The sequence below is a fragment of the Streptomyces sp. RLA012 genome (assembly GCF_056270325.1).
This window is the reverse complement of the sequence record NZ_JBWDPA010000002.1, coordinates 7,321,370-7,335,171: the sequence shown is the minus strand read 5'-3', so window position 1 is coordinate 7,335,171 and position 13,802 is coordinate 7,321,370. Positions and strand designations below refer to the sequence as shown.

Genomic DNA, 13,802 nt, shown 5'->3' with positions numbered 1-13,802 from the left:
GGACAGTCCGCCTCGCTCCGGCCACCACAGCGCGCTACATCGCGTGCTCCGCGAACCGTGCCGCCGTCTCCGCCAGCACCTCGCGCCCGTCCCGCGCCCACAACCCGTCGTTGAACAGCTCGACCTCGATCGGCCCGGAGTAGCCCGCCGCCTCGACGTACCCCCGCCACTCCCGCATGTCGATCGAACCGTCACCGATCTGACCGCGGCCGTTGAGCACGCCTTCGGGCAGCGGAGTCGTCCAGTCGGCGAGCTGGAAGGTGTGGATACGGCCGCCGGCGCCCGCGCGGGCGATCTGCGCGGGAGCCGTGTCGTCCCACCAGATGTGGTACGTGTCGACGGTGACGCCCACCTGGTCCGCGGGGAAGCGTTCCGCGAGGTCCAGGGCCTGGGCGAGGGTGGAGACGACACAGCGGTCGGCGGCGTACATCGGGTGGAGGGGCTCGATGGCCAGGCGTACGCCCCGCTCGGCGGCATAGGGGCCCAGCTCCCCCAGCGCGTCGGCGATCCGCTCCCGCGCGCCGTGCAGGTCCTTCGAGCCGGCCGGCAGCCCCCCGGAGACCAGGACCAGGGTGTCGGTACCGAGGGTCGCGGCCTCGTCGACGGCCGCGCGGTTGTCGTCCAGGGCACGGGCCCGCTCCCGCGGGTCGATCGCCGTGAAGAAGCCGCCGCGGCAGAGGGTGGTGACGGCCAGGCCCGCGTCGCGGACGAGTTTTGCGGTGGCGTCGAGGCCGTACGACCGGACGGGTTCACGCCAGAGTCCGACGCCCGGAACGCCCAGCTCCAGACAGGACTCGACCAGTTCGGGCATCGACAGCTGCTTGACCGTCATCTGGTTGATGGAGAAGCGGGCGAGGCTGCTCATGGGGTCACTCCGTACAGGGCCAGCAGGGTCTTCATCCGGGTCTCGGCGAGCTCCGGGTTCGGGAACAGGCCCAGGGTGTCCGCCAGCTCGTACGCCCGCGCGAAGTGCGGCAGCGAGCGGGCCGACTGCAGCCCGCCGACCATGGTGAAGTGTTCCTGGTGCCCGGCCAGCCACGCCAGCAGGACGACGCCCGTCTTGTAGAACCGGGTCGGGGGCTGGAAGAGGTGGCGGGAGAGTTCGACGGTGGGGTCGAGGAGTTCGCGAAAGCCCTTCACGTCGCCCGTGTCGAGGATCCGTACCGCCTCCGCCGCGAGCGGACCCAGCGGGTCGAAGATGCCGAGCAGGGCATGGCTGAAGCCCTGCTCGTCGCCCGCGATCAGCTCGGGGTAGTTGAAGTCGTCGCCCGTGTAGCAGCGCACGCCCTGCGGCAGCCGGCGGCGCAGGTCGACCTCGCGCCGGGCGTCGAGGAGGGAGACCTTGATGCCGTCGACCTTGTCCGGGTGGGCCGCGATGACCTCCAGGAACACGTCCGTGGCCGCGTCCAGGTCGCCCGAGCCCCAGTAGCCCTCAAGGGCGGGGTCGAACATGGGGCCGAGCCAGTGCAGGATCACGGGCTCGGCCGCCTGGCGGAGCAGATGGCCGTAGACCTCCAGATAGTCCTCGGGGCCCTTCGCGGTCGCCGCCAGCGCCCGGGAGGCCATGAGGATGGCCTGCGCCCCCGACTCCTCGACGAGGGCGAGCTGCTCCTCGTACGCCGTCCGCACCTCTTCCAGGGATGCCGGACCGGTGAGCTGATCGGTGCCGACACCGCACGCGATACGGCCCCCGACCGCCTTCGCCTCCGCCGCGGACCGGCGGATGAGTTCGGCCGCGCCCGCCCAGTCCAGGCCCATCCCGCGCTGCGCGGTGTCCATCGCCTCGGCGACCCCGAGCCCGTGGGACCACAGATGGCGGCGGAAGGCGAGGGTGGCGTCCCAGTCGACGGCGGCGGGCGAGTCGGGGGACACATCGGCGTACGGGTCGGCCACGACGTGCGCGGCCGAGAAGACCGTACGGGAGGTGAAGGGCGCGCCGGTGGTGAGGGCGAGCGGGGTGGCACGCGGCTCGTAGGCCCTCAACCGCCCACCACCGGACGGAAGGTGAAGGGTCACAGCGAGATCTCCGGTACGTCGAGACGGCGGCCCTCGGCCGAGGACTTCAGCCCCAGTTCGGCGAGCTGGACGCCGCGGGCACCGGCGAGGAGATCCCAGTGGTAGGGGGCGTCGGCGTACACGTGCCGCAGGAACAGCTCCCACTGCGCCTTGAAGCCGTTGTCGAACTCGGCGTTGTCGGGGATCTCCTGCCACTGGTCGCGGAAGGAGTAGGTGGCCGGGATGTCGGGGTTCCAGACCGGCTTGGGGGTGGCGGACCGGTGCTGGACGCGGCAGTTGCGCAGCCCGGCGACGGCCGACCCCTCCGTCCCGTCGACCTGGAACTCGACCAGCTCGTCGCGGTTGACGCGGACCGCCCAGGAGGAGTTGATCTGGGCGATGGCGCCGCCCTCCAGCTCGAAGACGCCGTACGCGGCGTCGTCGGCCGTGGCGTCGTAGGGCTTGTCCTGCTCGTCCCAGCGCTGCGGGATGTGGGTGGCGGTGAGCGCCTGGACGGAGGTGACCCGGCCGAACAGCTCGTGCAGCACGTACTCCCAGTGCGGGAACATGTCGACGACGATGCCGCCGCCGTCCTCCGCGCGATAGTTCCAGGAGGGCCGCTGGGCGCTCTGCCAGTCGCCCTCGAAGACCCAGTAGCCGAACTCGCCGCGGATGGACAGGATCCGCCCGAAGAAGCCCCCGTCGATGAGCCGCTTGAGCTTGAGCAGCCCGGGGAGGAAGAGCTTGTCCTGCACCACCCCGTGCTTGATGCCCTTCTCGTGGGCGAGGCGGGCCAGCTGCAGGGCGCCGTCGAGGCCGGTGGCGGTGGGTTTCTCGGTGTAGATGTGCTTGCCCGCGGCGATGGCCTTCTTGATGGCCTCCTCACGGGCGGAGGTGACCTGGGCGTCGAAGTAGAGGTCCACGGTCGGGTCGGCGAGGACCTCGTCCACGTCCGTCGACCAGTGCTCCAGGCCGTGCTGCTCGGCGAGCGCCTTCAGGGCGTGCTCGCGACGGCCGACGAGGACCGGTTCGGGCCACAGCACCGTGCCGTCGCCGAGGTCGAGGCCGCCCTGGTCGCGCAGGGCGAGAATCGAGCGGACGAGGTGCTGGCGGTAGCCCATGCGTCCCGTCACGCCGTTCATGGCGATTCGCACCGTCTTGCGTGTCACGTGATTCCCTTCGTACGCGGGTTCCGCGCCGCGTACGCCCCCTACTGGTCCACTGATGAACTGGCGAGCGTGACAGCAAGCGCTTTCTATCCAAGGAGAAAGTAGCCTCTGTCCAGCCAATTGGACAAGACCATGTGGGGGACGAGATGTTCGATTGTCCGGACGGCTGGACGTGGGGGCGTGCGCACGATCGGATGTACCTGCACGTGAAGGGCGTACCACGGCGGTGTTCCGTCGGCTCGGCGGATCGCGGGGCCGCGCGCTCGACGGTTCCAGGAGCCGCGTGTTTGACGACGACGACAAACGAGAAGCGTGACCGGAGGACGACGAGATGACCGTGACCCTGGCGGACGTGGCGGCGCGCGCGCAGGTCTCGCCCGCGACCGTGTCCCGGGTGCTGAACGGGAACTATCCCGTCGCGGCGTCCACGCGCGAGCGGGTGCTGCGCGCGGTGGACGACCTGGACTACGTACTGAACGGGCCCGCGAGTTCGCTCGCCGCCGCCACTTCCGATCTGGTCGGCATCCTGGTCAACGACATCGCCGACCCCTTCTTCGGGATCATGGCGGCCGCGATCCAGTCGGAGATCGGGGGCCCCGGAGGGCGCGCGGGCGGGGAGCGGCTCGGGGTCGTGTGCAACACCGGCGGCTCCCCGGAGCGTGAGCTGACCTACCTCACGCTCCTTCAGCGCCAGCGGGCCGCCGCGGTCGTACTGACGGGCGGCGCCGTCGAGGACGCGCCGCACGCGGCGGCCGTCGCGGCGAAGCTGCGCAAGCTCGGGAACGCGGGAACGCAGGTGGTGCTGTGCGGGCGCCCGCCCGCGCCCGACGCCCCCGAGGCGATCGCGCTCACCTTCGACAACCGGGGCGGCGGCCGGCAGCTCACCGAGCATCTGATCGGGCTCGGCCACCGCCGACTCGGCTACATCGCGGGCCCGGAGGAGCGGACGACGACCCGGCACCGCCTGGAGGGGCACCGGGCCGCGCTCGCCGCGCACGGCATCGAGGACGATCCGCAGCGCACGGTGCACGGACGCTACGACCGTCGCGCCGGATACGAGGCGACCATCGAACTCCTGCGCCGGGAGCCGTCCTTGACGGCTGTGGTCGCCGCGAACGACACCGTTGCGCTCGGTGCGTGTGCCGCGTTGCGCGATGCGGGGCTGCGTATCCCCGACGATGTGTCCGTCGCCGGCTTCGACGACCTTCCCTTCAGCATCGACGCCGTCCCCGCGCTCACGACGGTGCGGTTGCCGCTGTCGGAGGCGGGGGCCCGGGCCGGGCGGATCGCCATGGGCCGGGAGGAGCCTCCGCCGGGTGGGATCGCCACGGTGCGGGGGGAGTTGATGGTGCGGGGGTCCACGGGGGTGCCGCGGTCCTGACCAGCGGTTTTCGCCCCCGCCGCCCCTACCCGTCCCATCCTCACCTGGGGGCTTCGCCCCCAGACCCCCGTTCGGCCTGAACGGCCTCGTCCTCAAACGCCGGACGGGCTGAGTGGCGCGGGCCGGGGGTGGGTGGGTGAGCGGGGGGTGGGTGGGGGTGTGGCCTTCGGCCTTGTCCTCAGACGCCGGCCGGGGTGAAGGGTGCCGGGCCGGGGGTGGGCGGGTGAACGGGTGGGTGGGGTGCGGCCCCGGCCTGGTTCCCAGGCACCGGCCGGAGTGAAGGACGCCGACCCGGAGGTAGGCAGGCGAACGCGCCTGAGTGGGATGCCGCCCCCAGCCTCGCCCCCAGACACCACGCACCACGCACCGGACGAGGTGAAGGATGGCTGGCCGGCGGGGAGGCGAGTGAATGCGTGTGGGCCGGGCCGGGCCGTGCCCTGCCGGGCCGCAGTCGAGTGACTCACGGAAGGGGCCGTGGCGGTGTGTCGCAAGCCCGTCGCGTACGTTCGGATTTGGCAGCGGCTCGCTCTACCACCTCACGTCTGATTCGGCGGCGACGGGCTCGACGCACCGGCACGGCCCCGACCCACCCACACACCGAACCGCACACGGTCACACGTGCGGACGGTGTCCCTTCTCCTGGCGGGGGAACGACTGGTCGGCACCCGGCAGTGTCGGCTTCGGCAGGGTCGCCACCTCCTCCTTCGCCTTCTCCAACTGCTCCGCCGTGTCGTCCGGCAGCCGCGGCGGACGCGGACGCGCGTGCGAGAAGCGGAACGCCGACGTGAAGTCGCCGAACGTCGACCGCCGCCAGTCGCTGACGTTGGGCTCCTCCACCCCCGTGAAGCGCTCCAGGAACTGCAGCGCCGAGGTGTGGTCGAACGCCTCCGAGGCCACCCAGCCCCCCACCGTCCAGGGAGAGACGATGATGGCCGGGACGCGGAAGCCGCCACCGATCGGCAGCCCCTGGACGAATTCGTCCGGCGTACCCGCCGGAGGCGTCGGCGGCGGCACATGGTCGAACAGGCCGTCGTTCTCGTCGTAGTTCAGGATGAACGCGGTCTTCCGCCACACCTTCGGGTTCGACGCGATGGCCTCGATCTTCGAGGCCACGAAATCCGCACCCGCCGCGGGCAGGTAGTCCGGGTGCTCGGACTGGTAACTCGTCGGCATGATCCACGAGACGGTCGGCAGCCGGTCGGCCCGCGCGTCGTCCTCGAACGTGCCCTCCGGCTGCGGCCGCACACCACGCTCGTACAGGTCGGACCCCGGCGCGGCCGCGCGGAAGCTCGCGAACTGCTCCAGCATGTTGCAGCCGTAGTCGTCGTCCTGCTGGTACACCTTCCAGCTGACCCCGGCCGCCTGCAGCCGCTCCGCGTACGTCGTCCACCGGTACGGCGTCGGCGCCCGGTTGACGAGGACGGGACCACCCTGGGTGCCACCCGGGTCGATCGTGCCGGTCATCCAGTACAGCCGGTTGGGCCAGGTCGGCCCGAACACCGAGCAGAAGTAGTTGTCGCAGATGGTGAAGGTCTCCGCCAGCGCGAACTGGAACGGGATGTCCTCGCGCGTGTAGTAGCCCATGACGTACGGACCGTTGACCCCGTCCGCCTTGCGGTGCGCCGGCAGCCACTGGTCCATCCGGCCGGCGTTCCACGCCTGGTGCTGCACCGCCCACGCGTGGCTGGTGGACGGTATGGCCTGCGCGCTGGACGTGTGGGTGTCGAGGTGGAAGGGGAGCAGATACCCCTTCGGGTTCACGGCGTCGGGCTGGTAGAAGACCGACCGGCCGTTGTCGAGCTTCAGCGCGTGCGGGTCGGCGAAGCCGCGGACGCCCGACAGCGTGCCGAAGTAGTGGTCGAACGACCGGTTCTCCTGCATCAGCATGACGACGTGTTCGATGTCGCGGAGCGAACCGTGCTCCGGCGGCCCGGCCGCGACGGCCTTCTGGACGCTCGGCGGGAGGAGGGAGAGTGCCGCGGCGCCGCCCAGCGCGCCCGCGGCCGAACCCAGGAGTCTACGACGTGTCAACTCGGCCATTGCTGCCCCTTCTTGAGACTTCGCCAGCTCTCCGGAGTCGATCTGCGGCCCGCGCGGAGGCGGACCCGCCGCTTCACTCTCCTAGGGGTGAACGAGGGCTGTCAGAGGCGCGCGGTGAACATGTGGACAACGTGCGGAAAGGGGTTGGCCAAGCCATGACCGGGGTTGCCTGGGAGTTGCCCGGCCATTGCCCGCTCTTGGCCGACGCCGTACGCTCGACCCAGACCTCTGACTGAGTCAACTATCCAGAACGCACCGAACGGGCAGAACCGATCATCCGGGGTTGAGTGATCATGACCGTCCAGGACATCCGCTCCTTCAACCGCTTCTACACGAACGTCATCGGCGCCCTCGACTACGGCCGCCACCTCTACGCCCCGTACACCCTCACCGAGTCCCGGGTGCTGTACGAGCTGGCCCACTCCCCGCACACCGACGCCGCCGACCTCCGCACCGAACTGTCCCTGGACTCCGGGTACTTGAGCCGGATCCTGAACAAGTTCGAGCAGGACGGACTGATCGAACGGGCGCCCTCGGAGCGGGACCCGCGACGCCGCCGGATCACGCTCACGGCGCGCGGCCGGGAGACGGCGGCCCTGCTGGACGAGCGGTCGCGGGAATCGATGGGGGCGCTGCTGGCCACCGTCCCCGCCGACGACCGGCCGCGGCTCGCCGAAGCCCTGCACACGGTGCGCACGCTCCTCTCCCACGGCCGCCGCCCCCGCCGCGAGGACGTCGTCCTGCGCGCACCCGGCCCCGGCGACCTCGGCTGGATCGTGCAGCGCAACGCCGCGCTGTACACCGCCGAGTACGGCTGGAACACCGACTACGAGGGCCTGGTCGCCCGGATCGTCGCGGACTTCGCCGAGGACCACGACCCGCACCTGGAGCGGGTGTGGATCGCCGAGCTCGACGGCCGGCCGGTCGGGTGCGTGATGTGCGTACGGGACGACGCGCCCGGAACGGCCCGACTGCGCCTCCTGCTCGTCGAGCCGGACGCCCGCGGGCTGCGCATCGGCGACCGGCTGGTCGAGGCCGTCGTCGAGTTCGCGCGGGACGGCGGCTACCGCGACCTCGTCCTGTGGACCAACGACGTACTGACCGCCGCCCGCCGCATCTACCAGCGCCACGGTTTCGTCCTCGTCGCCGAGAAGCCGCACCGCTCCTTCGGGGCGGACCTGCTCGGTCAGGACTGGCGGCTGGACCTGCACGGCACCGGAGAGTGACGGGTAGGGTCCTGGAGCATGAAGCTTGCCTTCTCCACGCTCGGCGTGCCCGGGCTCCCGATCCCCGATGTCGTACGACTCGCCGCCACGCACGGCTACCACGGCGTGGAGCTGCGCGCGCACCCCGAGGAGCCGGTGCACCCCGGCATCGGGGCGGCCGAACGGGCCGAGGTGGTCGCCGAGTTCAAGGCGGGCGGCGTCGAGATCCTGGGCGTGGCGGGATACGTGCGGGTGGCGGCGCCGGGCGACGACGACACCGTCATCGCCGAGATCGACGGACTCCTCGAACTCGCGCGTGACCTGGGCGCCCCGTTCGTACGGGTGTTTCCGGGCGCGAGCCCGGAGCAGAGCGTCGAGGAGGCGGACGCGACGGCGGCACGGCGGCTCGGCACGGCGGCGGAGCACGCCGCCGACCTGGGCGTACGGATCCTGCTGGAGACCCATGACTCGCATCGCACCGGCGCGGACGCGATCAGGGTGCTGGGCCTGGTCGGCCACCACCACGTGGGCTCGCTGTGGGACGTCATGCACACCTGGCTCGGCGGGGAGGAGCCCGCGGCGACGTACGCCGCCCTGTGCACCTACCTCGGCTACCTCCAGGTCAAGGACATCGCCTCCGCCGAGGACACCACCCCGCTCCCGCTCGGCGCGGGCGTCCTGCCCCTCGCCGACTGTGTGGAACTGCTCTCCCGGGAGGGCTGGGACGGCTGGCTGTGCTGGGAGTACGAGAAGCGGTGGTACGAGGGGGCAGCACCGCTTCCGGAACTGCTGGGGCCGGGCCGGGAGCACCTCGGGCGGCTGCTGAACGACTCGGCGTAGGGACCGCGGGGCCGGGCCCGCGGGCTGGACGATCTCGCGCGGCACGATCGTCCAGACCCGTACGCCGGACGCGCTGCTGGGCCGGGTGACCGCGGCGGAGCAGATCGCCGGCCAGGCCGGGCCCAACCTCGGCAGCCTGCGCGGCGGCCTCGTCGCCGGCTGGACCTCCGGGGTGACCTCCCTGGTCAGCGGTGGTCTGCTGTGCGTACTGGCGGTCCTGGCGGTGGCGGCGAGTACGCCGGAGCTGCGGGGCTCGGAGTCCGAGCCGACCGGTGAGCCTGTCGCCCTCTGAGCGTGTCGTCCAGCCCGTCGGCCCCGCAGAGCCCGTCGGCCTCCGAGCGCGCGAGCCCGTACGTCCTCGCGGGCCCGTACGTCCTGCTGAATTCGCGAGCCCCGAGCCCCTCGGACACCGGCGAGCGCCCGCACTGGCGGAAATGCCCCAGACTTCCCCCTGTCACCGTCTCTCCCGCGTCTTGGGCCGGCTTGCGCACGCTATCGTGGTCGGCATGTCGGCCCCGGAACTGATCCGTATCGTCTCCCGCGACTCGCCCATGGCCCTGGCCCAAGTGGAGCGCGTGCGCGCCGAGTTGGGTGCGCTCCATCCACACATCCGTACCGAGGTCGTGCCCGTGAGGACGACCGGGGACAAGTGGATGGGCGACCTGGCCAAGGTCGAGGGCAAGGGCGCGTTCACCAAGGAGGTCGACGCGGCGCTGCTGGCCGGCGAGGCGGACCTCGCGGTGCACTGTGTGAAGGACATCCCGGCCGACCGGCCGCTCCCGGCGGGGACGACGTTCGCCGCGTTCCTGGCGCGGGACGACATCCGGGACGCCCTCGTGCACCCCGGCGGGCTCACGCTCGACGAGCTGCCGCAGGGCACCCGGATCGGCACCTCGTCGGTACGGCGGGTCGCCCAGCTGGCGGCCTCCCATCCGCACCTGGAGTGCGTACCGTTCCGGGGCAACGCCAACCGCCGGCTGGAGAAGCTGGCGGCGGGTGAGGCGGACGCGCTGCTGCTGGCGGTGTCCGGGCTCGAACGCATCGGCCGGACGGACGTGATCAGCGAAGTCCTGTCGCCCGAGACGATGATGCCGCCGATCGGCGCGGGCATCCTGGCGCTCCAGTGCCGCGAGGGCGACACCGACGTGATCGAGACCGTCAGCGACCTCGGCGACCCGAACACCCATCGGGAGGCCACGGCGGAGCGCATGTTCCTCCATGTCCTCCAGGGGCACTGCAACTCACCGATCGCGGGCTACGCGAGGGTCGACCGCGGTGGCGAGCTCTCCCTGCGCGCCTGTGTGTTCACCCCGGACGGCAAGACGGTGCTGAACGCCCACGAGTGGGCGGGCCGCCTCGACGCCGCGACGCTCGGCACCTCCGTCGCCGTCGCCCTGCTGCGCCAGGGCGCCCGCGAACTGATCGACGACATCGCCCACTGACCCGGGCCACGCGGTCCCACACCACGCGGTCGGGGTGGATCGGCTCCTCACCGCCGCGGGTGAAGTTCCGCGAACTTCTCGTGGAAACCCGGAAACGTCTTCCGTACGCACCCGGGGTCGTCGAACGAGATTCCCGGCACCCGGAGCCCGGTCACCGCGAAGGACATGACGACGCGGTGGTCGCCGTACGACGTGATCTCCGTGCCGGCGGCGGGATCCGTACCGGGGTGGATCTCGATCCAGTCCGGCCCGGTCTCCACCCGTACCCCCAGCCGCCGGAGGTTCTCCGCGCAGGCGTCCAGGCGGTCGCACTCCTTCACCCGGGTGTTGGCGACGTCCTCGATGCGGACCGGGCCCGAGGCGAAGGGCGCGATCGCGGCCAGCGTCGGCATGGTGTCGGAGATGTCCCGCATGTTGACCGTGACGCCGTTCAGCGTGCCCGTGCCCGTGACCGTCGTACGGTCGTCGCCGACGACCACCCGCGCCCCCATCCGCCGCAGGACGTCGACGAAGCCCAGGTCGCCCTGGAGCGCGCCCGTGCCCAGGCCCGGCACCGTGATCTCACGGCCCGTCACGGCGGCCGCGGCGAAGAAGTAGCCGGCGGTGGAGGCGTCGGGCTCGATGGCGTAGGTGGTGGCGCGGTAGCCGCCGGGTGCGACCACGAACACCTCGCCCTCCCGGCGTACGGACGCTCCGAACGTCCGCATCATCGCGAGTGTGATCTCCACGTACGGCGCCGAGACCAGGTCCGTGACGGTGATCCGCAGGCCCTTGCGGGTCAGCGGGCCCAGCAGCAGGAGGGCCGTCAGGTACTGGGAGGACTGGCCCGCGTCGAGCGTCACGTCACCGCCCTCCACCCCGGCCGCCGCGATCCGCAGCGGGTGGTGGCCCTCCGCCTCGTCGTGCCGCAGGTCGACGCCGAGGTCGCGCAGGGCGCGGGTGAGCGGGAGCAGTGGGCGGCGGCGCATCTGCGCGGAGGCGTCGAAGCGGTAGGTGCCGTGTCCGGCGGCGGCGAGGGTGGGCAGGAAGCGGGCGGTGGTCGCGCCGTCCCGGCAGTACACGTCGGCGTCGGTGGCCGCCGGGCCCTGTGGGCGGCCGTCGACCTGCCAGGCGTGCGGGGTACGGCCGACCCGGTAACCGAGCCGGGTCAGGCCCTCCGCGAAGCCCTCCGTGTCGTCCGACCGGAGCGGCCGTACGAGGGTGGTGACCCCGTCGGCGGCCGCGGCCAGGAAGAGCGCACGCGCGGTGATGGACTTGGAACCGGGGATGTCGACGACGGCCATGGGAGCATGATCGGCCCAACGTCACCGGTTTCGTCGTAACGTCCGCAGATTGGACGCCGATCGAGAGCGTCGGCCCAAGCCCCTGTGCCCGCGCCCGGCCCCACGCCCGGCCCCACTCCGGGCCCCGCGCCCGGGCCCCGCGCCCCGCCCGCGTCCGCGCCCCGCCGATGTGCCCGCAGGCGCGACGAACGGGCACATCAGCCCCATTGAGCACCCCCGCACCAACTTCCGGGGTTTCCCTCGAACCGGGGAACCCCGCCCCCCGCCGGTTCGTCCAATCCGCATGCTGCTGGATGAGTCTCCGCAGAGCGGTGTCGGCCTCGCTGCTGGCTGCGAACGCTGACCACCCTCTCCGCCGCCTGCGGCCGGCAGCACGCCGTCACCGGCGCGCCCCCCTCCAACTGCGCCGGTGGCGGCCCCTCGCCGGTTACTGTGCACACCCTTGACTGGAAGAAACTTCCCGGATATTCGTGACTCCTCGGAAGTTTCCTTCATGAGGGAAGGAGCGCACGTGCGCGACTCCAGCACGGGAAGCACCGCACACCGACCGTCCAAACCGTCCAAACCGTCCAGACGCACGGTCCTCGCCGCCACCGCGGGCGTCACCGCCACCGTCGTCACCCGCACCACGGCGTACGCCGACGACCAGGGGCCCCGCGCCGAGGAACTGCGCGCCCTCCTCTCCCGTATGACGCTGGAGGAGAAGGTCGGCCAGCTCTTCGTGATGCGGGCGTACGGCCACTCGGCCACCGCCCCCGACCAGGCCGACATCGACGCCAACCTCAGGGAGCTCGGCGTCAGGACGGCCGCCGAGCTGATCGCCCGGTACCGCGTCGGCGGGATCATCTACTTCACCTGGGCGCACAACACCCGCGACCCGCACCAGATCGCCACCCTCTCGAACGACCTCCAGAAGGCCTCCCTCGACCAGCCGCGCGGCCTGCCCGTCCTCGTCTCCACCGACCAGGAGTACGGGGCGGTGGCCCGCGTGGGCAGACCCGCGACGCTGTTCCCGGGCGCGATGGCGCTGGGCGCGGGCGGCTCACGGGAGGACGCCCGCACGGTGGGGCGCCTCGGCGGCGCGGAACTGCGCGCGCTCGGCATCCACCAGGACTACTCCCCGGTCGCCGACGTGAACGTCAACCCGGCCAACCCCGTCATCGGCGTACGCTCCTTCGGCGCCGATCCCCACGCGGTGGCCGAGCTGGTGGCGGCCGAGGTGAAGGGGTTCCGGAGCGCGGGCGTCGCGGCCACCTCCAAACACTTCCCGGGGCACGGGGACACCGCCGTCGACAGCCACTTCGGGTTCCCCGTCATCACGCACAGCCGCGAGCTGTGGTCGACCCTCGACGCCGTACCGTTCCGGGCCGCGATCCGGGCCGGCATCGACTCGATCATGACCGCGCACATCATGGTCCCGGCGCTCGACCCGGCCGGCGACCCCGCCACGCTCTCCCACCCGATCCTCACCGGCATCCTGCGCGAGGAACTCGGCTACGACGGGGTCGTGGTGACGGACGCGCTCGGCATGGAGGGCGTCCGGACCAAGTACGGCGACGACCGCGTCCCCGTACTGGCGTTGAAGGCCGGTGTCGACCAGCTCCTCAACCCGCCGTCCATCGACCTCGCCTGGAACGCCGTCCTGGACGCGGTGCGCGGCGGCGAACTGACCGAGGCCCGCCTCGACGAGTCCGTCCTGCGCGTCCTGCGCCTCAAGGCGAAGCTGGGCCTGCTGGAGAATCCGTACGTCACCGACGCGGGCGTCGACCACACGGTGGGCACCGCGGCGCACCGCAAGGCGGCCGACCGGATCGCCGAGCGCACCACGACGCTGCTGGTCAACACCGGGCAGCTGCTCCCGCTGTCACGGCGGACGCACAAGAACGTCCTCGTCGTGGGCGCCGACCCCGCCTCCCCCTCCGGTACCGACGGACCGCCCACCACCGTCCTCGCGACCGCCCTCACCGAACTGGGTTTCACGGCGACGGCGCTGTCCACCGGTACGGCACCCTCCGCCACGACCGTCGACAAGGCGGTGGCGGCGGCCGGGAGCGCGGACGCGGTGGTCGTGGGGACGTACAACGTCACGGCGACCGGGTCGCAGAAGACCCTCGTCGACCGGCTCGTCGCCACCGGGGTCCCGGTCGTCGCGATCGCGATCCGCAACCCGTACGACGTGGCCCAGCTGCCCTCCGTGGGCGCCCACATGGCGACGTACTCCTGGACGGACGTCGAACTGCGCGCCGCCGCACGGGTGATCGCGGGCAAGGTCCGGCCCCGCGGCAAGCTCCCCGTGGCCGTACAGCGGGCGGACGACCCGACGCGGGTTCTGTACCCGATTGGGTATGGATTGACGTACTAGTCCCTACGCCGCCCACCCGGCGCACCACCCCCAAAGGGCGCAAAGCACCCCGGATGTCTGGCGTGTGCCCGCCGCGACGGGTCAC

Annotated in this window: 10 protein-coding genes and 1 pseudogene; 6 read left to right on the top strand and 5 right to left on the bottom strand. The window is 71.9% G+C overall.

Translation table 11 applies throughout. The annotated features are described in order from the left end of the window. Positions 1-34: 34 nt before the first annotated feature. Genes RV986_RS33680 through RV986_RS33670 form a run of 3 tightly spaced genes read right to left on the bottom strand, consistent with a single transcriptional unit; the run spans position 35 to position 3,164 of the window. The gene (locus tag RV986_RS33680) at positions 35-865 is read right to left on the bottom strand and encodes a sugar phosphate isomerase/epimerase family protein (RefSeq protein ID WP_475920977.1); all 831 of its coding nucleotides are present in this window, start codon (positions 863-865) and stop codon (positions 35-37) included. Further along, complete coding sequence (locus tag RV986_RS33675; RefSeq protein ID WP_475920976.1) at positions 862-2,016, bottom strand: dihydrodipicolinate synthase family protein; 1,155 nt, start codon at positions 2,014-2,016, stop codon at positions 862-864. The genes RV986_RS33680 and RV986_RS33675 overlap by 4 nt, the downstream gene beginning before the upstream one ends. Continuing rightward, positions 2,013-3,164 (bottom strand): Gfo/Idh/MocA family protein, encoded by a 1,152-nt coding sequence (locus tag RV986_RS33670; protein WP_475920975.1) that lies wholly within the window; start codon positions 3,162-3,164, stop codon positions 2,013-2,015. The genes RV986_RS33675 and RV986_RS33670 overlap by 4 nt, the downstream gene beginning before the upstream one ends. A gap of 331 nt (positions 3,165-3,495) precedes the next feature. Here RV986_RS33670 and RV986_RS33665 point away from each other — a divergent pair, with 331 nt between their 5' ends. Beyond that, positions 3,496-4,545 carry a LacI family DNA-binding transcriptional regulator gene (locus RV986_RS33665; RefSeq protein WP_475920974.1) on the top strand — a complete coding sequence of 350 codons (1,050 nt, stop codon included), beginning with the start codon at positions 3,496-3,498 and terminating at the stop codon, positions 4,543-4,545. 612 nt (positions 4,546-5,157) lie between these two features. Here the strand turns inward: RV986_RS33665 and RV986_RS33660 are convergent. Then, entirely contained in the window at positions 5,158-6,585 is a 1,428-nt protein-coding gene (locus tag RV986_RS33660; RefSeq protein WP_475920973.1) for an alkaline phosphatase family protein, read from the bottom strand. A gap of 293 nt (positions 6,586-6,878) precedes the next feature. Between RV986_RS33660 and RV986_RS33655 the strand changes: the two genes are divergently transcribed. The 4 genes and pseudogenes from RV986_RS33655 to hemC all read left to right on the top strand — a co-directional run bounded on the left by RV986_RS33655 (position 6,879) and on the right by hemC (position 10,072). Further along, a complete protein-coding gene (locus tag RV986_RS33655) occupies positions 6,879-7,811 on the top strand; it encodes a bifunctional helix-turn-helix transcriptional regulator/GNAT family N-acetyltransferase (RefSeq protein ID WP_475920972.1) in 933 nt (310 codons plus the stop codon). Positions 7,812-7,829: 18 nt separating this feature from the next. Beyond that, positions 7,830-8,630, top strand: coding sequence for a sugar phosphate isomerase/epimerase family protein (locus RV986_RS33650; protein ID WP_475920971.1), 801 nt, complete (start codon positions 7,830-7,832; stop codon positions 8,628-8,630). A 7-nt stretch (positions 8,631-8,637) separates the two neighbouring features. Continuing rightward, positions 8,638-8,922: pseudogene (locus tag RV986_RS33645) on the top strand (MFS transporter); the annotation flags it as partial. A gap of 214 nt (positions 8,923-9,136) precedes the next feature. Then, entirely contained in the window at positions 9,137-10,072 is a 936-nt protein-coding gene (hemC, locus tag RV986_RS33640; RefSeq protein ID WP_475920970.1) for a hydroxymethylbilane synthase, read from the top strand. 47 nt (positions 10,073-10,119) lie between these two features. Here hemC and aroA read toward each other — a convergent pair whose 3' ends face one another. Continuing rightward, complete coding sequence (gene aroA / locus RV986_RS33635) at positions 10,120-11,355, bottom strand: 3-phosphoshikimate 1-carboxyvinyltransferase (protein ID WP_475920969.1); 1,236 nt, start codon at positions 11,353-11,355, stop codon at positions 10,120-10,122. Between the two features lie 511 nt (positions 11,356-11,866). Between aroA and RV986_RS33630 the strand changes: the two genes are divergently transcribed. Beyond that, positions 11,867-13,717: a glycoside hydrolase family 3 protein gene (locus tag RV986_RS33630; protein WP_475920968.1), complete on the top strand. Its 1,851-nt coding sequence runs from the start codon at positions 11,867-11,869 to the stop codon at positions 13,715-13,717. Positions 13,718-13,802: the final 85 nt, after the last annotated feature.